Raw genomic sequence first — 24,302 nt, 5'->3', positions numbered from 1 at the left:
TCCGGCCGAGGGGCGTCAGGCCGAGGGGCTCGGCGAGCGGGTGCCCGGCTTCTTCCCCTTGTTCGCCTCGGTGACCCACTTCTTCAGATGGGCGGGTGTGATCTGCTCATTGCCCTTCTTCGGGTAGATCGGTTCGCCGTTCAGCTGGACGGTGGGCGTGCCGCTGAACTTGCCCTGCTGGAAGGCCGCATTGGACTTCTCCACCCAGCCGTCGTGCTTCCCCTCGTTCACACAGGAGGTGAAGGCGGCCGTCTTCAGCCCGGGGACCCTACCCGCCAGCTCGATCAGCCGGCTGTTCTTGGCGAAGGCGTCGTCGGTCTCCTCGGGCTGGTTCTCGTACAGCACGTCGTGGTAGGCGGGGAACTTCCCCGCGGACTGCGCACAGGCGGCCGCGTTGGCAGCGCGCAGGGAGCCGGATCCGCCCATATTGCCGTCGATCAGGGTGACCAGGTGGTATTCGACCTTGACCTGACCGGATTTCTCGAGCTCATGGATGGTGCTGCGGAAATCGGTCTCGAACTGGTCGCAGGCCGGGCAGCGGAAGTCCTCCCACACCGTGAGCGTGGACGGTGCGTCGCTCGCGCCCACCGGGATCGCCAGGCTGTCCTTTCCGGTCGCGCCCTGCGGTGGGAGCACCGCGTGCGCGGTGGTGCCGCCGCTGTCGTCGCCGGAGTCGGCCGCGACGACGCCGATCGCGGCGGCCAGCGCCAGTACGCCCACCACGGCTCCGCCGACGATCAGTCCGCGCCTGCGCTTGTCCCGCGCCTTCTGCTTCTGGCGCTCTTCGATGAGCCGCTCTCGGGCGGCCCTCTTCGCGTCTCGGTTCTTCTCGCTCACACCCCCAGCAACGAACCGGGGAGGCACCAGCGTGCCTCCCCGGTCCCACTTCCACCCGTACGAGCGACGCCGTCAGCTTCGGCGTACGCCCTTGGCCAGCTCGCCCGCCAGTTCGCGTACGGCCACCAGACCGGCGCCCTCGTCGGCCGCGTCCAGCATGCGCTTGACGAACGCTGACCCGACGATCACGCCGTCGGAGAATCCGGCGACCTCCGCGGCCTGAGCGGCGTTCGAGACGCCGAGCCCCACGCAGACGGGCAGTGCGGTGGTGGCCCGGGTGCGCCGGACCAGGTCCTGGGCCTGCTCGCCCACCGAGGCCCTGGTGCCGGTGACGCCCATCAGGGAGGCCGCGTACACAAAACCGGACCCGGCGGCGGTGATCGTCGCGAGGCGTTCGTCCTTGCTGCTCGGGGCGACGACGAAGACGGTGGCCAGACCGTGCTTCTCCGCGTGCTCACGCCACAGCGCGGACTCCTGGACCGGCAGATCGGGCAGGATGCAGCCGGACCCGCCCGCCTCGGCCAGTTCCGCGGTGAAACGCTCGACGCCGTACCGGTCGACGGGGTTCCAGTAGGTCATCACCAGGATCGGCGCGCCGGTCGCCCGGTAGGCCTCGCGCACCGTGCGGAGTACGTCGGCGATCTTCACCCCGCCCTTGAGGGCGATGTCGTCGGCGGTCTGGATGACCGGGCCGTCGAGGACCGGGTCGCTGTGCGGCAGACCGACCTCGACGATGTCGGCGCCGCCGTCGATGACCGCCTTCACGGCGGCGATCCCGCCGTCGACGGTGGGGAACCCGGCCGGCAGGTACGCGATGAGCGCGGCCCGGTTCTCGGTCTTCGCCCGGTCGAGGACCGAACTCAGCAGTTCGATGTTGCCGCTCACTTGGTGACCTCCGCATCCGCGCCGTACAGCCCGAAGTAGCGGGCAGCCGTGTCCATGTCCTTGTCACCGCGGCCGGACAGATTGACCACGATCAGGCCGTCCTTGCCGAGTTCCTTGCCGAGGTCCAGCGCACCGGCCAGCGCGTGCGCGGACTCGATGGCCGGAATGATGCCCTCGGTACGCGAGAGCAGCCGCAGCGCCTGCATGGCCTGGTCGTCGGTGATCGCGCGGTATTCACCCCGCCCGATGTCCTTCAGATAGGCGTGCTCCGGGCCGATTCCCGGGTAGTCGAGGCCCGCCGAGATCGAGTAGGGCTCGGTGATCTGGCCCTCCTCGTCCTGCAGGACGTACGACCGTGAGCCGTGCAGGATGCCCGGCTCACCGGCGGAGAGAGTGGCCGCGTGCTCGCCGGTCTCGATGCCGTGTCCGGCCGGCTCGAAGCCGAGCAGCCGGACCCCGGCGTCCGGGAGGAACGCGTGGAAGAGCCCGATGGCGTTGGAACCGCCGCCGACGCAGGCGGCGACCGCGTCGGGCAGCCGCCCGGTCCGCTCCAGGATCTGCCGCCGCGCCTCCACCCCGATCACCCGGTGGAAGTCGCGCACCATGGCGGGGAAGGGGTGCGGTCCTGCGACCGTACCGAAGAGGTAGTGCGTGCGGTCCACGTTGGCGACCCAGTCGCGGAACGCTTCGTTGATGGCGTCCTTGAGGGTGCGGCTGCCCGACTTCACGGCGATGACCTCGGCGCCGAGCATGCGCATCCTGGCGACGTTGAGTGCCTGGCGTTCGGTGTCGATCTCACCCATGTAGATGGTGCATTCGAGGCCGAACAGCGCGCAGGCGGTCGCCGTCGCGACGCCGTGCTGACCGGCCCCGGTCTCGGCGATGACCCTGGTCTTGCCCATCCGCTTGGTGAGCAGTGCCTGGCCGAGCACGTTGTTGATCTTGTGCGAGCCGGTGTGGTTGAGGTCCTCGCGCTTGAGGAACATCCGCACGCCGCCCGCGTGCTCGGCGAAGCGCGGGACCTCGGTGAGGGCGCTCGGCCGTCCTGTGTAGTCGACCATGAGCGCGTTGAGCTCGGCCGCGAACGACGAGTCGGCCTTCGCCTTGTCGTACTCGACGGCTACCTCGTCCACCGCGGCCACCAGCGCCTCGGGGATGAACTTGCCGCCGAATTCACCGAAATAGCCGTCGGTGCTCGGGACCCGGCCGTCGGGGTCGGGAATGAAGAAATCTGAAGACATGCGTGATCTCCACGGGTGCGCTTGCGGGTACACGACCGGGTACGAGGGGTCGTGTACGGGGGAGGTGGGCGGTGTCGCTGAGCGGTTCGCTCAGCGACGCCATCGCATGCCGTTGATCTGGCCGGGTTCGGAGCCGATGTGATAGCGCACCCGCCGCCCCCGCACCCGCCGTGCGGGCGCACGGCAGCCGCGCGGCTTGCACCCGCGGAGGAGGGCGGCGAAGGCGGTCATGACGGGTCAGCCCCGCCCGTGGCGCAGCGCGGGGTGGGCACCGGCGGCGACGAGGTCGGCGACGGCCGACTTCGGGTTTCCGCCGGTGACCAGCGACTCGCCGACCAGGACCGCGTCGGCGCCCGCGTTGGCGTAGGCGATCAGGTCGTGCGGACCGCGGACCCCGGACTCGGCGACCCTGACCACGTGCGCCGGGATCTCGGGGGCGACCCGTTCGAAGGTGCCGCGGTCGACCTTGAGCGTCTTGAGGTTGCGTGCGTTGACCCCGACGATCCGGGCACCGGCCTCGACGGCTCGTTCGGCTTCGTCCTCGTCGTGCGCCTCGACCAGCGGGGTGAGCCCGATCGACTCGGCGCGCTCGATCAGCGAGACCAGCGCCTCCTGCTCCAGCGCCGCGACGATCAGCAGCACCAGGTCGGCGCCGTAGGCCCGCGCCTCCCAGAGCTGGTAGGCGGTGACGATGAAGTCCTTGCGCAGGACCGGGATGTCGACCTTGGCCCGGACCGCTTCCAGGTCAGAGAGCGATCCGCCGAAGCGGCGCTGCTCGGTGAGCACGGAGATCACCGAGGCGCCGCCGGCCTCGTAGTCGGCGGCGAGCGCGGCGGGGTCGGCGATCGCGGCCAGCGCGCCCTTCGACGGGCTGGAGCGTTTGACCTCGCAGATCACCTTCACGCTGTCGCCGCGCAGCGCGGCGACCCCGTCCTGCGCCGGGCGGGCCTTCGCCGCGCGCTCCTTGAGCTCATCGAGACTGACGCTCGCCTGCCGTTCCGCGAGGTCGGCGCGTACGCCTTCGATGATCTCGTCGAGCACACTCACGCGAGCGGCCCCCTTCCGGGACGGTGTGGATGGAGCAGGTTCAGCCACTCCGATGTTATCCGCATAAGTGCGCGGGCTCCGCATCCAGCCGGTGGGAGTCCCACTGGGTGGGCGCTCACGGAGCCAGAGCCGACCCCAGGGGGAGGTTCCGTACCACGGTGAAAACCAGGATCACGGCACCGATCGCCCACCAGTACGCCGGACGGAGCGTGACCTGGGTGGGGCGCCCGCGTACGGCGCGAATCAGCCACACGGCCATCACCACGGCGAAGACGCCGTAGCCGACGACGGCGAGCGCGTTGTCACCGAGAGCGGCCCGGAAATCGCCGTGGGCGACCGCGTGGGCGCTGCGCAGCCCCCCGCAGCCGGGGCAGTAGATCCCGGTGAGCGCCAGCAGCGGGCAGACCGGGTAGTGGCCGGGGTGATTCGGGTCGACCGTGCCCACGTATCCGAAGGCGGCACCCACGGCGACCAGGGTGCCGAGCGGGGTGAGGAGTCGCCGGACCAGCGATTCGGGTGAGGGGGCCGACCGCTGGGGCCGGAAGGCGGCGGGCGTTGCGTATGGATCCACTCGGTGATTCTCCCCGTTCACGCGAGAAGGCGCAGCCCGTGGGGGGCTGCGCCTCGCACCGGAAGTCCGCGTACGGAAGTCCGCGGTCAGTGCTGCTGGTACTGAGCGGCCTGGTTCCTGGCGCTGGCTTGCTCTTCGCTCTCCTTGGGCATGCCCAGTCCGGCGAGCTTCATGGCGTAGCCGACGACGCCGCCGACGGCGACCACGACCAGACCGGCCCAGAACCCGAACGGATTGGCCGCGACCATGAAGGCGCCCGCCACGCAGAAGCCGATGAAGGCGATGATGACGCCGGTCCAGGCGGCCGGGGTGTGTCCGTGGCTGGTGCCCGCCATGAGCTGCTCCTCGTTAGCTGTACGTCAAAAGTGCTGTACGTCAAAAGTGCTGTGCGTCAAAAGCTGACGTCAAAGATCTGTGCACGCATTGTCTCGCACCCGTTCACCACGCACCGAACGGGGGGGTGAGCCGTCCGTCACGCTTCGCGGGTCGGGTCCTCACCGCGGTCGAGTGCTTTCCAGATCTCCTCGGGCCGTTCCGGGTCCGGCGCCCGGCGGGGGGCTCGACGCGGTCGGGGTGTGCCGTCGCGCTCGTAGCGTCCGGACATGGCCGGCCACTGTTTGCCGTACCGCAGCGCGAGCAGACCCGCCATCAGGATCAGCAGGCTGCCGACGGCTGTCACGTAGGGCCATGCGGTGTGGGAGAGCGAGTCGATGGTGGCTGCGGTGTTGCCGGCCACCCGGGCGGCCTTCTCGTCCAGAGCGCTGCTGTCACCGGCGCCGATGAAGGCCGAGGCGGCCGCGCCGGCTCCACAGAGAGCCAGTATCGCGGAGACCAGCAGCCGGCCGGCGCTGCGTACCGCGAAGACCGCGACAAGTGCGGCCAGGCCCACTATCGCCAGTGCCGTGGGGACACCGGTGACGTCGCCTCCGTCGGCCGAGAGCGGCAGCGAACCGCCGGCACCGATGGCGGCCCTGCCCTCGGCCCAGGTCTGCCCGGAGGAGAGCAGCACGACAGCGGCGCCGATGGCGCCGAGCACCAGGGCGGTGGCAAGACTGCGGCGGCCGCCCGTGGAGGCGGCGTCCGGTCCTGCTTCGGATCGGGGCGTAGGAACGGCACTCACGTAGTCCACTATCCCCCGAGAAGCGCACCGGCCGACACCCGGGGCCCGGGACAACCCGGCCGGCCCCGCGCCCCGCGCCGAACGGCACGGCTCCTTCACCGGCCGAGCCGGCCGGCCGTGTGCACCGCACGGAGCACCGCGGCCGCCTTGTTACGGCACTCCGTGTCCTCCGCGACCGGGTCGGAGTCGGCCACCACTCCGGCTCCGGCCTGCACATATGCCGTCCCGTCGCGCAGCAGCGCGGTGCGGATGGCGATCGCGGTGTCGGAGTCGCCGGCAAAGTCCAGATAGCCGACGCAGCCGCCGTAGAGTCCGCGCCGCGACGGCTCGAGTTCGTCGATGATCTGCATCGCGCGGGGCTTGGGGGCTCCGGAGAGGGTGCCCGCGGGGAAGCACGCGGTCAGCACGTCGAAGGCGGTACGGCCTTCGGCCACCCGGCCTGTGACGGTGGACACGATGTGCATGACGTGCGAGTACTTCTCGACCGACATGAAGTCCACGACCTCGACGGAGCCCGGCTCGCAGACCCGCCCCAGGTCGTTGCGGCCCAGGTCGACGAGCATGAGGTGCTCGGCACGCTCCTTCGGATCCGCGAGCAGTTCCTCGGCCAAGGCCTGGTCCTCCTGCGGGGTGGCGCCCCGGCGGCGGGTGCCGGCGATCGGGTGGACCATCGCACGTCCGTCCTCGACCTTGACCAGTGCCTCGGGGCTCGACCCGACGACATCGAAGCCGTCGAAGCGGAACAGGTACATGTACGGCGACGGGTTGGTGGCTCGCAGCACCCGGTAGACGTCGAGTGCGCTCGCCGTGCACGGGGTTTCGAAGCGCTGCGAGGGCACGACCTGGAAGGCCTCGCCGGCCCTGATCCGCTCCTTGATGTCGTCGACCGCGTCCTGGTACGCCTTGCCGCCCCACAGCGCGGTGTACTCCGGCAATTCGGAGGCCGGAAGCGTCACCGGCGCGGTCCTGGCGGGCTGTGCGAGGTCGGCCTCCATGGCGTCGAGCCGGGCCACGGCGTCGGCGTACGCCTCGTCGACACCGGTGTCGAGGTCGTTGTGGTTGATCGCGTTGGCGATCAGGAGGACCGATCCGTCCCAGTGGTCGAGCACCGCGAGGTCCGAGGTGAGCAGCATGGTCAGCTCGGGGAGCCGGAGGTCGTCGCGCTCGCCCGGGCCGATCTTCTCCAGCCGGCGCACGATGTCGTACCCCAGATAGCCGACCATTCCGCCGGTGAACGGCGGCTGTCCCGCCGCGAGGTCGTGCGGGGTGTGCAGGGCCTGCACGGTGGCGCGCAGCGCCTGGAGCGGGTCGCCGTCCACCGGGACGCCGACCGGGGGGGTGCCCTCCCAGTGCGTCCGCCCCTCGCGCTCGGTGAGGGTGGCGGCGGACCGCACCCCGATGAACGAGTAACGGGACCAGGAGCGCCCTCCCCCACTGCTCGACGCGTGGGAGGTGCCCCCATCCGCCGACTCGAGGAGAAACGTCCCCGGCCGGTCGCCCGCGAGCTTGCGGTAGAGGCCCACCGGGGTGTCGCCGTCGGCGAGGAGTTTGCGGCTGACGGGGATGACGCGGCGGTCTGCGGCGAGTTTGCGGAAGGTCTCCAGGTCCATGGCGGAAAGCTTAGGGCGCGGCGCGAGCCGGCTCAGCCGAGGAGCACGTCCGCGTCGAAGCACGTCCGCTCACCCGTGTGGCAGGCCGCCCCCACCTGATCCACCTTGACCAGAACCGTGTCCGCGTCGCAGTCCAGCGCCACCGACTTGACGTGCTGGACATGGCCGGAGGTGTCGCCCTTCACCCAGTACTCCCGGCGGCTGCGCGACCAGTAGGTGCAGCGACCGGTGGTGAGTGTGCGGTGCAGGGCCTCGTCGTCCATCCAGCCGAGCATCAGGACCTCGCCGGTGTCGTACTGCTGGGCGATGGCCGGGATCAGGCCGTCCGCGGTGCGCTTGAGGCGGGCGGTGATGTCGGGGGCGAGACCGCTGGGGCCCGGCGTGCTGGTCATGGGTCCATTGTGCCGTGCGAAGGAGGCACGCCAGGGCCGCGTCCACTGGGCGGAACGGGGGCGGCCGCCGTACCCTGGCGGGCATGTCGACCCATGCGAAGCGCGAACGACTCCTCCTGGCAGACCTCTTGGAGGCGGCGGGACCCGACGCCGCGACGCTCTGCCACGCCTGGAAAACCCGCGATCTCGCCGCCCATGTGGTGGTCCGGGAGCGGCGCCTCGACGCGGCGGGCGGAATCATGATCGGCGCGCTCAAGGGGCGTCTCGACCGGGTGCAAGGCGAATTCGCCTCGAAGCCGTACGAGGAGCTGATCCAGCTGATCCGTACCGGGCCGCCGAAGTTCTCCCCGTTTTCGGTCAAGCAGGTCGACGAGGGCGCCAATGCCGTGGAGTTCTATGTGCACACGGAGGACGTCCGGCGGGCGCAGCCCGACTGGACGGCGCGTGAGCTGGACCCGGTGTTCGCGGAGGCGCTGTGGAAGCGACTGGAGAAGACGGCCAGGATGATCGGCCGCAAGGCACCGGTGGGTCTGGTGCTGCGCCGCCCCGACGGCCAGACCGCGGTGGCCCACCGCGGTACCCCGGCGGTGACGGTCACCGGGGAGCCGGGTGAGCTGACCATGTTCGCCTTCGGCCGGCAGGACGCGGCGCGGGTGGACCTGGAAGGGGACAAGGACGCCTCGGCCAGGGCGATCGAGGCCAAGCTCGGCATGTGAGACCGCGCGGCGGAGCGATGCGGTGGCGCGATGCGGTCACGCTTGGCGTGCGAGTTCCACCCGGCGCAGCACCCGGGAGGCCAGTCCGATGAGCGCTCCCGTTGCGCAGACGGCGGCGCTGCTGACGAAGACCGGGCCGGTGCCGCACGCCCCGATCGCGGCGCCCGTCACCGGGTAGCTGAGCGGTGCGATGCCGAGGGTGAACAGGGTCGCGACCGAGGTGACCCGGCCCAGGTAGGCGGCTTCGGTCACCGTCTGCAGCAGCACTCCGCAGATCGCCCCGCTGAGCCCGGCCAGCCCGCCGATGAAGGCGCCCGCAACAGCGGCGAGGGCGACCGAGGGAGCGAAGGCCAGCCCTGCGGTGGAAACGGCTCCGCCGAGCAGAGCGAACGACTGCACCAGGCCGGCCCGCGGTATGCGTCCTCGTACCGCGAGCAGCAGCGAGGCGGCTCCGGCGCCGGCCCCGAAGGCCGCGAGGATCCATCCCATCCCCGCCGCTCCCCAGCCGCGCTGCTGGGCGAGCAGTGTGAGGCCGATGTTCAGCGGTCCGACGAATCCCAGCTCACCGATGGCGATGACCAGCATCAGCGGCGCCAGCACCGCGTGGCCCCGGATGTAGCGCAGCCCGTCGCCGAGCTCGCGCCAGGCGGTACCTTCGCTCTCCGCACCGCTCGCGGTGGGCGGCGCGATCCGCACCGAGAGCAGCAGTGCCAGCGAGAGCGCGAAGAGCACGCCCGCCGCGGCGAACGCGGCCGCCGACCCGCCGAGCGCGACCGCGAGGCCACCGGCCGGGGCGCCGGTGACAGAGGCGACGCGGGAGGCAAGTCCGCGGAGACCCTGGACCCGGCCGAGTTGGCCCTCCGTGGTGATCCGCGGTGGCAGGGCGCCCACCGCGGGCAGGAACAGCGCGTCGACCACGCCGAAGACCAGAGCGACCGCTATCAGCGGGCCGAGCGCCGGACCGGTGACCAGCAGCAGGCCCGCCATCCCCAGGATGATCACCGAGCGGGCCGCGTCGCTGCCGATGACGACCCGGCGCGGGCCGAAGCGGTCGGCCACCACTCCCCCGCCGAGCATCAGCAGGGCACGCGGTACCGCGCCGACGGCGAGGACGAGCCCGGCCTGGGCGGGGCTGCCGGAGCGGGCCGCCGCCCAGGAGAGCGCCAGGTAGTAGATGCTGTCGCCGACCGTCGAAGCGGCGTACGCACCGAGCCAGCGCAGCACGTTGCCGTCCCGGTGAGCGGACCGCTCGGGCTGTTCGGCGGGTACGACAGTGGTCGTGCTCGTCCCGGGGCGGACCTTGCCGGTCACGGCACTACCGCACCGGGTGTCCCGCGTCCCGCAGTGTCTCCTTGACCTGCGAGATCCGCAGATCACCGAAATGGAAGACGGAAGCGGCGAGCACCGCGTCCGCGCCCGCCGCGACGGCCGGCGGGAAGTGCGGCAGGGCGCCCGCGCCGCCGCTGGCGATGACCGGTACGGTGACGTGTTTGCGGACTGCCGCGATCATCTCGGTGTCGTAGCCGTCCTTGGTGCCGTCCGCGTCCATGGAGTTGAGCAGGATCTCCCCGGCGCCCAGCTCGGCCGCCCGGCGGGCCCATTCCACGGCGTCGATGCCGGTTCCTTCGCGGCCGCCGTGTGTGGTGACCTCGAAGGAGCCGTCGGCGGCACGTCTGGCGTCGACCGACAGGACCAGGACCTGGCGGCCGAAGCGTTCGGCGATCTCCCGGATGAGGTCGGGACGGGCGATGGCCGCGGTGTTCACGCCCACCTTGTCCGCGCCGGCCCGCAGGAGCTTGTCGACGTCCTCGGTGGTCCGGACGCCACCGCCCACGGTGAGCGGGATGAAGACCTGTTCGGCGGTGCGGCGCACCACGTCGTAGGTCGTCTCGCGGTTGCCGGACGACGCGGTGATGTCGAGGAAGGTCAGCTCGTCGGCGCCCTCGGCGTCGTACAGCTTGGCCATCTCGACGGGGTCGCCCGCGTCACGCAGGTTCTGGAAATTGACGCCCTTGACGACCCGGCCGTCGTCCACGTCGAGGCAGGGGATGACCCGTACGGCGAGTGTCATGCGGGATCCCCCCGGTAGGCCTCGACCTCGACCTCGACGACCAGGCTGGGGTCGATGAAGCCGGCGACGATGATCATCGAGGTGGCCGGGCGCACCGTGGCGAACAACGCCTTGTGGGCGCGTCCGACGTCGTCCACGTCTCTGGCGTGGGTGAGGTACATCCGGGTGCGCACCACGTCCTCGGCGCCGAGGCCGAATTCCTTGAGCGCGTCGATGGCGACGCCGAAGGCCGTGACGGCCTGGTCGTAGGGGCCGCCCGCGGCGATCTGGCCGTTCACGACGGACGTGCAACCGGAGACAAGGACCAGGCCGTTGGGGAGTTCCACCGCACGGGAGTAGCCGATGCTCTCCTCCCAGGGACCGTCCGAAGCGATACGGCGAATGCCGGTCATCCGGACACCACCGCGAGCGCCTCTTCCAGGGTGAACGCCTCGGCGTACAGTGCCTTGCCGACGATCGCGCCCTCCACACCCGCGGGGACCAGCGAGGAGATGGCCCGCAGGTCGTCGAGGGACGAGACGCCTCCGGAGGCGACGACGGGCTTGTCGGTGGCCGCGCAGACGTTCTTCAGCAGTTCCAGGTTGGGGCCCTGAAGGGTGCCGTCCTTGGCGATGTCGGTGACCACGTAGCGGGCGCAGCCCTCGGAGTCGAGGCGGGCCAGGGTCTCGTAGAGGTCGCCGCCGTCGCGGGTCCAGCCGCGGCCGCGCAGTGTGGTGCCGCGTACGTCGAGGCCGACCGCGATCTTCTCGCCGTGCTCGACGATGATCTTGGCGACCCACTCGGGGGTCTCCAGTGCCGCGGTGCCGAGGTTGACCCGGGTGCAGCCGGTGGCGAGGGCCGCGGCCAGCGAGGCGTCATCGCGGATGCCGCCCGACAGTTCGACCTTGATGTCCATCGCCGAGGCCACCTCGGAGATCAGCGCCCGGTTGTCGCCGGTGCCGAAGGCGGCGTCCAGGTCGACGAGGTGCAGCCACTCGGCGCCCGCGCGCTGCCAGGCGAGCGCGGCTTCGAGGGGGGAGCCGTAGGAGGTCTCGGAGCCGGACTCGCCGTGCACCAGACGGACCGCCCGGCCGTCGCGGACGTCGACGGCGGGGAGGAGTTCGAGCTTCTTCTGCAACGCAGACATCACAGGGTTCCGATCCAGTTGGTCAGCAGCTGGGCGCCGGCGTCGCCGGACTTCTCGGGGTGGAACTGGGTGGCGCGCAGCGGCCCGTTCTCCACAGCCGCGACGAAACGTTCGCCGTGCGTGGCCCAGGTGACGCGGGGTGCGCGGATCCGGGCGTTGGTGACTTCCAGCGACCAGTCGTGCGCGGCGTAGGAGTGCACGAAGTAGAAACGCGCCTGCGGGTCGAGACCCGCGAAGAGCTGCGAGTCCTCGGGGGACTCCACGGTGTTCCATCCCATGTGCGGTACGACATCGGCCTGCAGCGGGCCCACCGTGCCGGGCCATTCGTCGAGTCCTTCGGTCTCCACACCGTGTTCGATGCCGCGCCCGAAGAGGATCTGCATGCCGACGCAGATGCCCATGACGGGCCGCCCGCCGGCCAGCCTGCGGCCGATGATCCAGTCGCCGCGGGCCTCCTTGAGACCCTGCATGCAGGCGGAGAAGGCGCCGACGCCGGGGACCAGCAGCCCGTCGGCGTTCATCGCCCGGTCGAAGTCGCGGGTGATCTCGACATCCGCACCGACATGGGCGAGCGCCCGCTCCGCGGACCGGACGTTGCCGAAGCCGTAGTCGAAGACCACGACCTTCTTCGGGGCCGGCTTGCCTGGGGCGCTCACGACCAGATCCCCTGGATCCGCATCACGCCCGCGGCCAGGCACATCACCGAGCCGATGGAGAGCAGGACGAGCAGGCTCGCGGGCATCTTCTGCTTGTAGAACGAGTAGACGCCACCGAGCAGGAAGAGTCCGACGACGATCAGGATGGTGTTGAGGCCAGTCATGCTTACAGTGCGCCCTTGGTCGAAGGAAGGATGCCCGCCGCACGCGGGTCGTGTTCGCAGGCGTAACGCAGCGCGCGGGCCAGGGCCTTGAACTGGCACTCCACGATGTGGTGGGCGTTGCGTCCGTACGGTACGTGGACGTGCAGCGCGATCTGCGCCTGGGCGACGAAGGACTCCAGGATGTGCCGGGTCATCGTCGTGTCGTAGGAGCCGATCATCGGCGCCATGTTCTCCGGCTCGGTGTGCACCAGGTACGGGCGGCCCGAGAGGTCCACGGTGACCTGGGCGAGCGATTCGTCCAGCGGCACCGTGCAGTTGCCGAACCGGTAGATGCCGACCTTGTCGCCGAGCGCCTGCTTGAAGGCGGCCCCGATCGCGAGGGCGGTGTCCTCGATGGTGTGGTGCGAGTCGATGTGCAGATCGCCGTCGGTCTTGACCGTGAGGTCGAAGAGGCCGTGCCGGCCGAGCTGGTCGAGCATGTGGTCGTAGAAGCCGACGCCGGTCGACACATCGACCTTGCCGGTGCCGTCGAGGTTGACCTCGACGACCACCGAGGTCTCCTTGGTGGTCCGTTCCACCCGTCCGATGCGGCCCACGCGAGTCATGCGGTGATCTCCTTGTGCAGTGCGCGTGCCGTTTCGAGGAACGCGTCGTTCTCGGCCGGGGTGCCCACGGAGACCCGCAGCCATCCGGGGACCCCGTTGTCCCTGATCAGGACCCCGTGGTCGAGGATCGCGCGCCAGGCGGCGTGGGCGTCCTCGAAGCGGCCGAACTGGATGAAGTTGGCGTCGGACGCGGTGACGTCGTAGCCGATGGCGCGCAGCTCGGTGACGATCCTGTCGCGTTCGGCCTTCAGCTGCTCGACGTACTGCAGCAGAGTATCCGTGTGCTCCAGGGCGGCGAGCGCGGTGGCCTGGGTGACGGACGACAGGTGGTACGGCAGCCGGACCAGCTGGACCGCGTCCACCACGGCGGGGTGCGCGGCGAGATAGCCGAGTCGCAGTCCCGCCGCGCCGAACGCCTTGGACATGGTGCGGGAGAGCACCAGGTGCGGGCGGCCCTCGATCAGCGGGAGCAGTGAGGGCTCGTGGCTGAATTCGCCGTACGCCTCGTCCAGTACGACCATCGACGGGCCCGCCGCCTGCGCGGCCTCGTACAGGGCGAGGACCGTGCCGGTGTCGACCGCGGTGCCGGTGGGGTTGTTGGGTGAGGTGATGAAGACGACGTCCGGCTTGTGCTCGGCGATGGCGCGTACCGCCGCCCGGACGTCGATGGTGAAGTCCTCGTGGCGCGGGCCGGAGATCCAGCCGGTGCCGGTGCCCCGGGCGATGAGCGCGTGCATCGAGTAGGAGGGCTCGAAGCCGATGGCGGTACGTCCGGGACCGCCGAAGGTCTGCAGCAGCTGCTGGATGACCTCGTTGGAGCCGTTGGCCGCCCAGACGTTCTCGCTCGCCACCCGGTGCCCGCCGGTGCGGGTGAGGTACTTGGCGAGCTCGGTGCGCAGTTCGACGGCGTCACGGTCCGGGTAGCGGTTGAGGGTGCGGGCCGCGTCACGGACCCGTTCGGCGATGCGCTCGACGAGTGCCTCGGGCAGCGGGTACGGATTCTCGTTGGTGTTCAGCCGCACGGCCACGTCCAGCTGGGGCGCGCCGTAGGCGGACTTGCCGCGCAGCTCGTCCCGTACCGGCAGATCGTTGATGCCTGTCGCGTCGCCGCCTGCCACGTCGGGGCCTGTCGCGTCGGGGCCGCTCATGGCGTGGGCACCTTCCAGTCGAAGCGCGCCTTCATTGCGGCGCCGTGCGCGGGCAGGTCCTCGGCCTCGGCGAGGGTCACCACGTGGTGGGTGACGTCGGCGAGTGCCTGGCGGGTGTAGTCGACGACGTGGATACCGCGCAGGAACGACTGGACCGACAGTCCGGACGAGTGGCAGGCGCAGCCGCCGGTGGGCAGCACGTGGTTGGAGCCGGCGCAGTAGTCGCCGAGCGAGACCGGGGCCCAGGGACCGACGAAGATCGCGCCGGCGTTGCGGACCCGGTCGGCCACCACTGCGGCGTCAGCGGTCTGGATCTCCAGGTGCTCGGCGCCGTACGCGTCGACGACCTTCAGGCCGTCTTCGACGGAGTCGACCAGCACGATCGCGGACTGCTTGCCCTCGAGCGCCGGGACGATCCGGTCCTCGACGTGCCGGGTGGCCGCGATCTGCGGCACCAGCTCCCGCTCGACCGCGTCGGCGAGTTCCGCCGAGTCGGTGACCAGGACCGCGGCGGCCAGCGGGTCGTGCTCGGCCTGGCTGATCAGGTCCGCGGCGACGTGCACCGGGTCGGCGGTGGCGTCGGCGAGTACCGCGATCTCGGTGGGGCCGGCCTCGGTGTCGATGCCGATCCGGCCGGTGAAGTAGCGCTTGGCGGCGGCGACCCAGATGTTGCCCGGCCCGGTGACCATGTTCGCCGGGGCGCATGACTCGGTGCCGTACGCGAACATCGCGACGGCGGTCGCGCCGCCGGCCGCGTACACCTCGTCGATGCCGAGTAGCGCGCAGGCCGCCAGGATCGTCGGGTGCGGCAGGCCGCCGCTGTTGCCGCCGCCGGTTGGCGGCTGCGCCGGGGAGGCGAGGGCGATCGATTCGACGCCGGCTTCCTGGGCGGGGACCACGTTCATGATCACGGAGGACGGGTAGACGGACCGCCCGCCCGGTGCGTAGAGGCCCACCCGGCCGACCGGTGCCCACTTCTCGGTGACCCGGCCGCCCGGGACGACCTGGGTGGTGTGGTCCTTACGGCGCTGCGCGCGGTGCACCAGCCTGGCCCGCCGGATCGACTCCTCGAGCGCTTCCCTGACCTGCGGGTCGAGCTGTTCGAGGGCGGCGGTCAGCGCCTCGGCGGGCACCCGTACCCGGTCGAGCTGCACACCGTCGAACTTTTCCGCGTACTCGATCAGCGCCGCGTCGCCACGATGATGCACGTCCTCGCAGATCGGCCGCACCTTTTCCAGGGCAGCCTGTACGTCGAAGTCGGCTCGGGGCAGCAGGTCGCGCAGGGCGCCCCCCTCGGGGAGGGCCTTGCCGCGCAGATCGATTCGTGAGATCACGGGGCCAATTCTCTCAGACCGGCGGAGGGTGCCGGACGCCCGTATCAGTGGCTGATACATACCCCGCCCCGCTCCGGTGACCATTAGCGTTCAGTCCATCACTCGTGGGCAGGAAGGGGCGGCAGTGACCGAGGCGCAGCACGAGGACGATGCGCCCGACTGGCTGACCGGTGCCGAACTCGGCATGTGGCAGGCCTTCCGCAACGGCAGCACCTACGACCTCCGCACCCGCAACCCGGTCCTGGACGACCCGCTGTCCACCCGCGCCTGGGGTCCGGAGCGGACGGTCCGCGCCCGGGTCGTCGCCCTGTTGCTGCTCGACGGACCGCAGGCACTGGCCGGGCGGGTCGCGGCGCTCAAGCTCCGGGGTGTCCAGATCAGCGGAGCGCTGGATCTCGCGGGCGGCCTGATCGAGCCGTACATGGAGCTGAACAGCTGCCGCTTCGAGAACGAAGTGCTGATGCCGGAGTGCCGGGTGAACACGGTACGGATGGTCGGCTGCGCGATTCCGCGTCTGGAGGCGGCCCGGCTGCACACCCAGGGGGACCTCCATCTGCCGCGCTGCCACGTGGCCCGGGGCATCCGCCTCACCGATGCGCAGATCGGCACCGACCTGCTGCTCAACATGCTGGTGGTGCACCCCGACCGGATGGGCCGGTCGATCGCGGCCGACGGGCTGAAAGTGGCCCAGGACCTGCAGGCCGAGATGATCGAATCGCACGGCGAGGTCAGTCTGCGCGCGGCGCGGATCGGTGTCTCGCTGAGTCTCAACGGCAGCAGGCTGCTCAACCCCGCCGGGAGACGGGCGCTGAACGCCCCGCAGCTCTCGGTCGAGCGCACGCTCTATCTGACGGCCGCCGGAGCGGCTCCGGAGGGCGTCGGTCCGGGCGCCACTCCCCCGTACGGAACGGGCTCGACCCCGCGCTTCGGCACCCGGCTCCAGCCGTTCGAATGCGACGGCGGAGTGCGGCTCGACGACGGGCGCTTCGGTGACGCGGTGGACCTTCGCAGCGCGAGGTTCCGGATGCGGGGCGACCAGGAGCTTTCGCTGCGCCGGATACAGACTCCGGAGCTGCGCTTCCTCGGCGAGCGCCCCGAACAGGGCAGGGTGGTGCTGTCGGGCGCCAAGGTGGTCAATCTGGTCGACCTGTCGACCAGCTGGCCGGGCCCGGGCGGGCTCGCGATGGGCGGGTTCACCTACGAGAATCTGGTCCCGGTCGGTCACTTCCCGCTGGAACGCCGGCTGGAGTGGGTGACGGCGGCGACCCCGGAGTACGCCCCCGAGCCCTACGAACGCCTGGCGTCGGTGCTGCGCAGCAGCGGCGAGGACGCGGACGCCCGGGAGGTACTGCTCGCCAAGCAGCGCAGGCGCCGCGAGACGCTGCCGCTCGCCGCCAAGCTGTGGGGCTATCTGCAGGACTGGACGGTGGCGTACGGCTATCGCCCCGGGCGGGCGGCGCTGTGGATGGCGGTGCTGTGGGCGGCGGGCGCCGTGGCGTTCTCGCGCTACGACCCGCAAGCCATCAGAGGCAGCGAGCACCCGCAGTGGAACGCCCCCCTGTACGCCCTGGATCTGCTGATACCGGTGATCAATCTCGGCCAGGACGGCTACTGGAAGCTCAGCGGCGGCTGGCAGTGGGTCGCGGCCGCGCTGATCCTGCTCGGCTGGATTCTCGCCACCACGGTCGCCGCGGGAGCTTCCCGGCTGCTGCGCAGAGGCTAGTGGTTCCGGGTGGCCTTCTCCGTGAAAGCCGCCCCCCACCCGGAAGTTGGCCGATGCCTTTACCGCGCCTTGACTGTCCGTCGTACAACCATCACGGCCGATACGAACTCTTCACAGCTTGCCCCTGGCGCCCTCCTCACCTGCGGTTTTCAATGGTCCGCACCATGTCTTACCTTCGCTCCCTGATCGGCACCGCGCGCAGGCTGCGGCCCGGGCCACCGTCTCCGGCCGGGCTGTCCTGCGACACTGAGGTGCTCCTCGACGTCCCCGACGAGCGGCTGGGCCCCGCCCTCGTCGCCGCCGCGAACGGTGAGTACGAACCGGCCGCCAAGCTGCTGGCCACCACGCGGGAAGCGGCCGAATGGGAGGACCGCGACCGCTACACCGCACGGCTCGCCGCCTTCACGCTCAGCCGGGAGGACTGGCTCGCCGAGTGGCTCGCCGCCGCCCCCTATGATCCGGACGCGCGGCTGCTCAAGGCGGAGCTGGCGGTCCTGCAGGCCTGGGACTCGCCCGCGCGGGCCGAGCGGCTCCGCGAGGTCGGCCCGCTGATCGACGCGGCCGCCGACGGGGATCCGCGCGATCCGGTGCCCTGGCGTATCGCCCTGGACCACGCCCGGGGCGTGCACACCCCGCACACGGACTTCGAAAAGCTGTGGGAACAGGCGCTGCGCCGCTCCTCCCGGCACTACGGCTGCCATGTGGCGGCGCTGCAGTACCTCTCGGCGCAGTGGTACGGATCGCATCGCGAGTGCTTCGACTTCGCCGAACAGGCCGCCGACGACGCACTGCCGAGTTCGCTGATCCAGGCGCTGCCGGTCAGGGCGGCCTTCGCCTACCTGATCAGTGGCGGCCGGCTGCCGGTCGCCCGGGAGCGGATCGACGAGGCGGCGGACCGTGCGATAGCTCTGTCCGCCTCGTTCGGGCCCGGCAACACCTGGCAGGCGGAGATACGCAATCTGTTGGTGTACGTGCTGGTCAGCCGGGAGCGGTGGGCCGAGGCGGTGGAGCAGTTCCGGCTGATCGGCCCGGATGTGACGTCGTTTCCCTGGGCCCAGCTCAGCGATGATCCGCTCGGCCGTTTCCTCGAACTGCGGTACGCCGCACTGCGTTCCGCGGACTCCGGGCGAGGACCTCGCGGCAGGCCGGAGCGCAGCCGCGTCAACGGCCATTACGCTTGACCGCTGTGACCACCGCGCGCCTGCCCCTCTTTCCGCTGAACTCGGTACTGTTCCCGGGCCTCGTGCTGCCGCTGAACGTCTTCGAGGAGCGGTATCGCGCCATGATGCGCGACCTGCTCAAGGTGGACGACGAGGCGGAGCCGCGTCGCTTCGCCGTGGTCGCCATCCGCGACGGCCACGAGGTGGCCCCGACCGAGGCGGGGCTGCCCGACGGGGCCCCGGCGCCTGAACCCGGTCCGACGGCCGGCTTCGGCGACGATCCGATCCGCTCCTTCCACCAGGTGGGCTGCACCGCGGACGCCGCGACGATCCGCGAGCGCGCCGACGGCAGCTTCGAGGTGCTGGCAACCGGTACCGCCCGGGTCAGGATCCTCTCGGTGGACGCGAGCGGCCCCTATCTGACGGCCGAGGTCGAGGAGCTCCCGGAGGAGGAGGGCGACGGGGCGGCCACGCTCGCCGAGGGCGTACTGCGGGCCTTCCGTGCCTACCAGAAGCGGCTGGCGGGGGCGACCGAGCGTTCGCTCGCCACCGGAGCGGAGCTGCCCGACGATCCGTCGGTGGTCTCCTACCTGGTGGCCGCCGCGGCCGTACTGGACGTTCCCGCGAAGCAACGGCTGCTCGAGGCTCCGGACATCGGGAGCCGGCTCCGCGCGGAGCTGACGTTGCTGCGGGCGGAGACCGCGGTGATCCGCCATCTTCCCTCGCTGCCCGCCACGGATCTGACGCGCGCCCGGACCCATCTCAACTGACCGGCCGCCGTCCGCGGCCCGGCCCCGCCGCCCCGGTACAAGGAGCAGCCACCTGTGGCGAAGAAGCTGAAGAAGCAGCCGGGCGGGACCCCCGCCACCGTCGCGCTGACCGCATCCGGGACCGATCACACCGTGCACGCGTACGCGCATGATCCCGCAGCGGCGTCGTACGGCGAGGAGGCGGCGGAGGCGCTCGGTGTCGCTCCCGGCCGGGTGTTCAAAACGCTGGTCGCCGACGTCGACGGCGACCTCACCGTCGCGGTCGTCCCCGTGTCGGGTTCCCTCGACCTCAAGGCGCTGGCGTCCGCGGTGGGCGGCAAGCGCGCCGCGATGGCGGATCCGGGGGCGGCGGAGCGGGCCACCGGGTATGTGCTGGGCGGCATTTCTCCGCTGGGCCAGCGGAGACGCCTGCGGACGGTGGTCGACGCGTCCGCGGCCGGGCATGCGACGGTCTGTGTCTCCGCCGGGCGGCGGGGGCTGGAGGTCGAGCTCGCGCCGGAGGATCTGGTGCGGCTCACGGGGGCCGTGCTCGCGGCGATCGGCCGGGCGTAGGCGCCTGCGGCGGGCCTGTTCCCCCCCAGTCTCCGGCGGGGGCCCCACCTCCCCGCAACTGGGGCTCCGCCCCGGGCCCCGCTCCGCAAACTCCCCCCCGCTACCGCTGGGAGGGGCCCCCAGGAGGGGCTGGATATGGCTCGAGCACCCGCACGGTGAGGCTGACGCGAGCCAAAATCAAGCCCTCCGGCGATCGAGGACACAGGGGGTCTGGGGCGGAGCCCCAGTTACGGGAAGGGGCTGGGAGGGGGCAAGGCCCGCCGCAGGCGCTACGCCCCGGCCGGGCCGTCACCGGGACCCGGCGGCGGGGGCGTCGCAGCGTATCCGCCGGGCGTCCACACCGGCTCGGGATCTCGGGGCCCGAACACCGCGGTGACCCCCAGGTGCACCACCATCGCCGCCACCGGCCACGCCAGCAGCGCCCCCTTCGCCGCCAGCCGCAACGGCGCGTCGAAGGTGACGCCCTTGCCCGCGTGCTTCGCGGCGCTGCGCACGTTGTCGGACGGGCCGAGCCAGAGGCCGAGACGCCAGGCGATCAGGGAGCCGAGCAGGCCGCCCACCGCCAGGGCGAGCACCAACGGCACCCCGCCGCGCCTGCGGAAGAAGAAGACGGCGAGCGCGCTCACCACACCGAAGCCCAGCGCCAGCAGGGCGAACGTGCCGTCGGCGCCGATCGCCTGCTCGCCCTCGGAGTCCTTGAGGAAGACGTTCTTGCCGTCGGAGATCAGCGGGACCCGCGGGGCCAGCCACACCCAGAGCAGGCCGAGCACGAAGCCGGCCACCGTGACCAGGACCGCGACGATCGCCGCCTGCCCCAGCTCGGCCCGGATCCCCGGGCCCGGTGCGGGGTCCTCGGCCGGACCCGGCCAGCGGGTGGCTCCCGACGGGCCCTTCTGCCAGGGGTCGTCGTTGGGCGGTGGCTGGTGGGGAGGTGTCAGTGGCGCGGTCACCCTGCCATCGTGCCAGGCGGTGCTGTGTGCCGCCTCACCGGACTGCCGCCCGGCGGTACGCCCAGGTCGCGACGGCCAAAGACGCCACGCCGACGGCGGCGCAGACCGCCAGATCGAGACCGACGGCGGACCAGTCGGGATGGGAGCCGAAGGTACGGGCGAGCGCCTCGACTCCGTAGGTCGACGGCAGCAGATCACGGGCGTAGACGATCGGTTCGGGCAGCCGTCCGGCCGGCAGCACGCCCAGCAGCAGCGCGGCTGACATGCCCAACTGGCCGAGCAGGGTGGCCAGTTCCTGGCGCGGCGCGAGCAGCCCCAGTGCCGCGCCGAGACCGGCGAGCGCCGCCCCGGCCAGCGGAATCACTGCGGCGAGCACCCAGAGGTGGGCCAGCGGCAGCTGGAAGAGCACCGAGCCGGCCACGGCGGTGACCACGGTTCCCGGCACCGTGAACGAGGCATAGGCTCCCGCCGTGCCGAGGACCACCGACGCGGGCGGCACCGGCAGGGTGGCGTAGTGGTCGAGTCCGCCGCTCGCCCGTAGTTGCCCGAAGTACTGGGCGAGCAGGTTCAGCGCGACGAACGCGACGACCAGCACCGAGGAGCCCGCGACCACGGCCCGTGCCTCGGCTCCGCCGTCGACGACCCCGCGCATCAGAATCATGATCCCGATGGACTGGAAGGTGGCGACGAACAACAGCGGGATCCGAGCCACTCGCGCCCGGGACAGCTGGGCCCGGTAGACCGCCGCGAGCGCCGGCAGCAGCCGCGCCCGCGGGGCGAGCGGCGCCGCGGAGCCCTCAGCGGCGCCGACCGTGGCGGCCTGCACGGTTTCGGTGGGGACGACGGCGGTCACGCCTTCACCAGCCCCTTCGTACGGCCGCCGAGCGCCAGGTAGACGTCCTCAAGGCTCGGCGTGGACAACGTGAAGTCGTCGAGCGCGGCGAATGCGGGGCCGCCGGTCACCGTGGCGACGGCGGCGCGGGCCGCTTCGGGCGCAAGGCGCAGCACCCAGCGGCGACCGGATTCCTGCGCCGATTCGCGGAGTGCGGCGATCGCGGGGAGATCGATCGGCGCCTGTTCGCGCCAGACCAGCTCGACCCTTACCTCACCGGCGATCTCCGCCTTGAGCCCGGCGGGGGTGTCGCAGGCGATCACCTGGCCGCGTTCGATCACGGCGACCCGGTCGAGTACGGTCTCCGCCTCGATGACGTTGTGGGTGACGAGCAGCACGGTGGCGCCGCGCTCGGCGCGCCGCCGGTCGACAGCCGCCCATACCGCGCGCCGGGCGACGGGGTCCATTCCGGTGGTCGGCTCGTCCAGCACCAGGATGTCCCGGTCCCCGACGAGGGTGGCGGCGAAGCAGGCCAGCCGGCGCTGGCCGCCGGAGAGCTTCTTCAGCGGCCGCCCGGCGATCTCGGTGAGCCCGAGCTCCTCGATGACCGCGTCCCGCTCCCGCCGCGCGTCCGCGACCGGCAGCCCGCGCAGCCGCCCGGTCGTCTCGGCGGCGAGCGCGACGGTCAGCTCGTCGAGCGCGGTCGACTCCTGCCCCAGGTATCCGAGCAGCCGGGCGGCGCGCTCCGGGTGCCGTACCAGGTCGTGACCGAGGACTTCGACGCTTCCGGAATCGGGTCGCATCAGCCCGGTGAGCTGTCGCACCAGTGTGGTTTTGCCCGCGCCATTGGGTCCGAGGAGGCCGAAGATCTCACCACGCTGCACCGAGAGCGAGATTCCGTCGGTGGCCCGGACCTCGGCGGTGGCGGGGGCGCCGCGCCTGCCGGGCGTGGCGGGGTACGTCTTCACCAGATCCCGCACCACACACACATCGCCCGTACTCACGAGGTACGAGCCTACGGGGTTCAGCCGGTTGCGACGCCCCCGGGGGCCGCTCCCCCCGCAACCGGCGACCGGCTATTCCCCCGCGGCGGGCTGTTCCGCCGCCGCCCTGACATCGATCTCCCGCCAGAACCCCGCGCGGATCGCATAGCGGTCGTGCTCGTCGATCTGGTCGTCCTTGTGCGCGAGGAGACCGAAGCGGGCCGCGTACCGCAGCAACTCGCCGTCGATCCGGTGCGGAATCCGCGGGTACATCGTGGACAGCGTCTGCACGTGTCCGGGGTCCGGCAGCCGTTCCATCCACCGTCTGGCGAAGACCTGCCCGACCTCGAAGGGGTCGCCGCCCACCGTGGTGATGTCCTCCTCCCGGTCCGCCCAGCGCTGCTCGGCACTGGTCAGCTGGGCCAGGGTCGGCAGCGACGCGGTCTCCGGCGGCTCCCCGGCCGGACCGCCGCCGGGCCGCTCGACCCAGCCGCGCTCGGAGGACCAGCGCAGCGTCGCACTGGCCGGCTGCGGGGCGGTGGGCTGCGCGCCCGGGCCGCGCAGGCCGGCCAGGTCCTTGGGGGTGGGTACGCCCTTGCCCGCGGCGTGCTCCCGCTCCTCCTCGGTGGGTGGCTCCGCGGTACGGGCGGACGTCGAGCCATGCTGTACGTCGGCGGCCCGGGCGGCTCGTTCGGCCGAGGCGGCCAGTGCGGATTCCGGCAGCGGGGCGGAGAGAATCGCGGCGATCTCCGGGCGGGGCGCCGGTGAGGGGGCGCAGACTCCGCCGATTTCCTTGGCGCGTACCGCTTTGGTGATCCAGGCCCGGTCCAGGACCCGGCGCTCGTCGGCCTCGGCGACCAGGTCCTCGGACTGGTTGTAGTCGCCGTCGGCGGCCTGCACCGCCCAGAGGTGCACGGCGACGCCGTGCTCCTTGGCGGACATCAGACCGGGCAGCAGATCGCCGTCCCCGGTGACCAGCACGATGTCCGAACAGGCGCGGTTCCTGGCCAGTTCGGTCAGTTCGGCGTGCATCGCCGCGTCGACGCCCTTCTGTGCCCAGCGTCCGTCGCTGCGGGTCAGTGCGCCGAGCCGGACGGTCACCCGGGGCATCACCCGCAGTCTGCGGTGCTCGGGCTGCGGCACCCGGTCGGGGGCACCGTCGAACCAGTAGATACGCAGCAGGGGCTGCTCCGTGTCGTCCTCGGCGCGTTCCCGCAGCCCCTGGATGAGGGCGGCGTGGTCGACGGTGATGCGGGAGCGGGCGGGCTCCCCTGCGAGCAGACTCGCGGCGGCGCCCAGCAGGTATCCGGCGTCCACCAGGACTACGCAGCGGTCCACGCGATCCACCCTCTTTCGGGTACCTCGGGAGAAGGGGAAGTTCTTCGGGTTCTCTCGAGTCTGCCCGACCGCACGGGGGTTAACGGCCGGAACTCGATCATCGGCGTGGCGCAGCGCGAAGTTCCTTCGAAGTCGCCTTGTACCAGCGCCTTCTTGGTCCATATTACGCACGGTAATGATCCAAAATGCGGCAGTATGCTCGATATGTGACTCTGGCAGCGGTCCTGGCCCCTAGTCCCCCTCAAGGAGGCACCCCATGGCCAAGAACAAGAACCGCAGCAAGCAGGACAGCCAACACGATCGATCCTCCGCCGCGCAGCGCGGCCGGCAGGAGGCGCAGTCCCACGCCTACGAGTCGCCGAACGAGTCACAGCCGCAGTCGATGCCGCAGGGCAGCCCGGCTGATGTTGCACGTAAGCACCAGCGGCGCTTCGGTCACAACTGACCGCACCCGCAAGGCATCGAGGGGCG

Annotated in this window: 28 protein-coding genes; 6 read left to right on the top strand and 22 right to left on the bottom strand. The window is 71.4% G+C overall.

Translation table 11 applies throughout. The features are described from left to right. Positions 1-15: 15 nt before the first annotated feature. The 9 genes from AB0M87_RS22410 to hisI all read right to left on the bottom strand — a co-directional run bounded on the left by AB0M87_RS22410 (position 16) and on the right by hisI (position 7,703). Positions 16-837 carry a thioredoxin domain-containing protein gene (locus tag AB0M87_RS22410; protein WP_365855577.1) on the bottom strand — a complete coding sequence of 274 codons (822 nt, stop codon included), beginning with the start codon at positions 835-837 and terminating at the stop codon, positions 16-18. 72 nt (positions 838-909) lie between these two features. Continuing rightward, positions 910-1,722 (bottom strand): tryptophan synthase subunit alpha, encoded by an 813-nt coding sequence (gene trpA, locus AB0M87_RS22405; RefSeq protein ID WP_365855575.1) that lies wholly within the window; start codon positions 1,720-1,722, stop codon positions 910-912. Next, positions 1,719-2,963 (bottom strand): tryptophan synthase subunit beta, encoded by a 1,245-nt coding sequence (trpB, locus tag AB0M87_RS22400; protein ID WP_365855573.1) that lies wholly within the window; start codon positions 2,961-2,963, stop codon positions 1,719-1,721. Before trpB ends, trpA begins: the two co-directional genes overlap by 4 nt. Positions 2,964-3,200: 237 nt before the next feature. Continuing rightward, the gene (trpC, locus tag AB0M87_RS22395) at positions 3,201-4,010 is read right to left on the bottom strand and encodes an indole-3-glycerol phosphate synthase TrpC (protein ID WP_365855571.1); all 810 of its coding nucleotides are present in this window, start codon (positions 4,008-4,010) and stop codon (positions 3,201-3,203) included. A 115-nt stretch (positions 4,011-4,125) separates the two neighbouring features. Next, on the bottom strand, positions 4,126-4,581 hold the full coding sequence (locus AB0M87_RS22390; protein ID WP_365855569.1) for a DUF2752 domain-containing protein: 456 nt from the start codon (positions 4,579-4,581) through the stop codon (positions 4,126-4,128). Between the two features lie 86 nt (positions 4,582-4,667). Further along, positions 4,668-4,916: an HGxxPAAW family protein gene (locus AB0M87_RS22385; protein ID WP_365855567.1), complete on the bottom strand. Its 249-nt coding sequence runs from the start codon at positions 4,914-4,916 to the stop codon at positions 4,668-4,670. Positions 4,917-5,053: 137 nt separating this feature from the next. Then, positions 5,054-5,710, bottom strand: a complete 657-nt coding sequence (locus tag AB0M87_RS22380) for a TIGR02234 family membrane protein (protein ID WP_365855565.1) — start codon at positions 5,708-5,710, stop codon at positions 5,054-5,056. A gap of 86 nt (positions 5,711-5,796) precedes the next feature. Then, entirely contained in the window at positions 5,797-7,311 is a 1,515-nt protein-coding gene (locus tag AB0M87_RS22375; RefSeq protein WP_365855563.1) for an anthranilate synthase component I, read from the bottom strand. Between the two features lie 32 nt (positions 7,312-7,343). After that, positions 7,344-7,703, bottom strand: coding sequence for a phosphoribosyl-AMP cyclohydrolase (gene hisI, locus AB0M87_RS22370; RefSeq protein WP_365855561.1), 360 nt, complete (start codon positions 7,701-7,703; stop codon positions 7,344-7,346). 83 nt (positions 7,704-7,786) lie between these two features. On the opposite strand from hisI, the gene AB0M87_RS22365 reads away from it, so the two are divergent. Then, positions 7,787-8,419 (top strand): TIGR03085 family metal-binding protein, encoded by a 633-nt coding sequence (locus AB0M87_RS22365; protein ID WP_365855559.1) that lies wholly within the window; start codon positions 7,787-7,789, stop codon positions 8,417-8,419. A gap of 36 nt (positions 8,420-8,455) precedes the next feature. Here the strand turns inward: AB0M87_RS22365 and AB0M87_RS22360 are convergent, their stop codons facing one another. Genes AB0M87_RS22360 through hisD form a run of 9 tightly spaced genes read right to left on the bottom strand, consistent with a single transcriptional unit; the run spans position 8,456 to position 15,523 of the window. Beyond that, the gene (locus tag AB0M87_RS22360; protein ID WP_365855557.1) at positions 8,456-9,730 is read right to left on the bottom strand and encodes an MFS transporter; all 1,275 of its coding nucleotides are present in this window, start codon (positions 9,728-9,730) and stop codon (positions 8,456-8,458) included. A gap of 4 nt (positions 9,731-9,734) precedes the next feature. Beyond that, complete coding sequence (hisF, locus tag AB0M87_RS22355) at positions 9,735-10,490, bottom strand: imidazole glycerol phosphate synthase subunit HisF (RefSeq protein ID WP_365855555.1); 756 nt, start codon at positions 10,488-10,490, stop codon at positions 9,735-9,737. Continuing rightward, positions 10,487-10,882, bottom strand: a complete 396-nt coding sequence (locus tag AB0M87_RS22350) for a RidA family protein (RefSeq protein ID WP_365855553.1) — start codon at positions 10,880-10,882, stop codon at positions 10,487-10,489. Before AB0M87_RS22350 ends, hisF begins: the two co-directional genes overlap by 4 nt. Then, positions 10,879-11,616 carry a bifunctional 1-(5-phosphoribosyl)-5-((5-phosphoribosylamino)methylideneamino)imidazole-4-carboxamide isomerase/phosphoribosylanthranilate isomerase PriA gene (priA, locus tag AB0M87_RS22345; protein ID WP_365855551.1) on the bottom strand — a complete coding sequence of 246 codons (738 nt, stop codon included), beginning with the start codon at positions 11,614-11,616 and terminating at the stop codon, positions 10,879-10,881. The genes AB0M87_RS22350 and priA overlap by 4 nt, the downstream gene beginning before the upstream one ends. Further along, positions 11,616-12,278: an imidazole glycerol phosphate synthase subunit HisH gene (gene hisH / locus AB0M87_RS22340; protein WP_365855936.1), complete on the bottom strand. Its 663-nt coding sequence runs from the start codon at positions 12,276-12,278 to the stop codon at positions 11,616-11,618. Before hisH ends, priA begins: the two co-directional genes overlap by 1 nt. Beyond that, positions 12,269-12,436, bottom strand: a complete 168-nt coding sequence (locus tag AB0M87_RS22335) for a hypothetical protein (RefSeq protein ID WP_365855549.1) — start codon at positions 12,434-12,436, stop codon at positions 12,269-12,271. Before AB0M87_RS22335 ends, hisH begins: the two co-directional genes overlap by 10 nt. 2 nt (positions 12,437-12,438) lie before the next feature. After that, complete coding sequence (gene hisB / locus AB0M87_RS22330) at positions 12,439-13,032, bottom strand: imidazoleglycerol-phosphate dehydratase HisB (protein ID WP_365855934.1); 594 nt, start codon at positions 13,030-13,032, stop codon at positions 12,439-12,441. A gap of 5 nt (positions 13,033-13,037) precedes the next feature. Beyond that, on the bottom strand, positions 13,038-14,189 hold the full coding sequence (locus AB0M87_RS22325) for a histidinol-phosphate transaminase (protein ID WP_365855547.1): 1,152 nt from the start codon (positions 14,187-14,189) through the stop codon (positions 13,038-13,040). After that, positions 14,186-15,523: a histidinol dehydrogenase gene (gene hisD / locus AB0M87_RS22320; protein ID WP_365855545.1), complete on the bottom strand. Its 1,338-nt coding sequence runs from the start codon at positions 15,521-15,523 to the stop codon at positions 14,186-14,188. The genes AB0M87_RS22325 and hisD overlap by 4 nt, the downstream gene beginning before the upstream one ends. A 124-nt stretch (positions 15,524-15,647) precedes the next feature. Here hisD and AB0M87_RS22315 point away from each other — a divergent pair, with 124 nt between their 5' ends. The 4 genes from AB0M87_RS22315 to ybaK all read left to right on the top strand — a co-directional run bounded on the left by AB0M87_RS22315 (position 15,648) and on the right by ybaK (position 19,728). Next, complete coding sequence (locus tag AB0M87_RS22315; RefSeq protein ID WP_365855543.1) at positions 15,648-17,246, top strand: oxidoreductase; 1,599 nt, start codon at positions 15,648-15,650, stop codon at positions 17,244-17,246. Between the two features lie 152 nt (positions 17,247-17,398). Next, entirely contained in the window at positions 17,399-18,427 is a 1,029-nt protein-coding gene (locus AB0M87_RS22310; protein WP_365855541.1) for a hypothetical protein, read from the top strand. Positions 18,428-18,432: 5 nt separating this feature from the next. Beyond that, entirely contained in the window at positions 18,433-19,176 is a 744-nt protein-coding gene (locus tag AB0M87_RS22305) for an LON peptidase substrate-binding domain-containing protein (RefSeq protein WP_365855539.1), read from the top strand. Positions 19,177-19,230: 54 nt separating this feature from the next. Next, positions 19,231-19,728, top strand: a complete 498-nt coding sequence (ybaK, locus tag AB0M87_RS22300; protein WP_365855537.1) for a Cys-tRNA(Pro) deacylase — start codon at positions 19,231-19,233, stop codon at positions 19,726-19,728. Between the two features lie 269 nt (positions 19,729-19,997). Here the strand turns inward: ybaK and AB0M87_RS22295 are convergent, their stop codons facing one another. The 4 genes from AB0M87_RS22295 to AB0M87_RS22280 all read right to left on the bottom strand — a co-directional run bounded on the left by AB0M87_RS22295 (position 19,998) and on the right by AB0M87_RS22280 (position 23,840). Continuing rightward, positions 19,998-20,678 (bottom strand): hypothetical protein, encoded by a 681-nt coding sequence (locus tag AB0M87_RS22295; protein ID WP_365855535.1) that lies wholly within the window; start codon positions 20,676-20,678, stop codon positions 19,998-20,000. 34 nt (positions 20,679-20,712) lie between these two features. Continuing rightward, the gene (locus tag AB0M87_RS22290; RefSeq protein WP_365855932.1) at positions 20,713-21,504 is read right to left on the bottom strand and encodes an ABC transporter permease; all 792 of its coding nucleotides are present in this window, start codon (positions 21,502-21,504) and stop codon (positions 20,713-20,715) included. A gap of 23 nt (positions 21,505-21,527) precedes the next feature. Then, positions 21,528-22,499, bottom strand: coding sequence for an ABC transporter ATP-binding protein (locus AB0M87_RS22285; RefSeq protein WP_365855930.1), 972 nt, complete (start codon positions 22,497-22,499; stop codon positions 21,528-21,530). A gap of 87 nt (positions 22,500-22,586) precedes the next feature. Continuing rightward, on the bottom strand, positions 22,587-23,840 hold the full coding sequence (locus AB0M87_RS22280; RefSeq protein ID WP_365855533.1) for an NYN domain-containing protein: 1,254 nt from the start codon (positions 23,838-23,840) through the stop codon (positions 22,587-22,589). Positions 23,841-24,087: 247 nt separating this feature from the next. Between AB0M87_RS22280 and AB0M87_RS22275 the strand changes: the two genes are divergently transcribed. Further along, positions 24,088-24,276: a hypothetical protein gene (locus tag AB0M87_RS22275; protein ID WP_365855531.1), complete on the top strand. Its 189-nt coding sequence runs from the start codon at positions 24,088-24,090 to the stop codon at positions 24,274-24,276. Positions 24,277-24,302: the final 26 nt, after the last annotated feature.

This window comes from Streptomyces sp. NPDC051320 (genome assembly GCF_040682175.1).
Lineage (GTDB): Bacteria > Actinomycetota > Actinomycetes > Streptomycetales > Streptomycetaceae > Streptomyces.
Note: the sequence above shows the minus strand (reverse complement) of the source record. Positions and strands in the feature narration are given on the sequence as shown.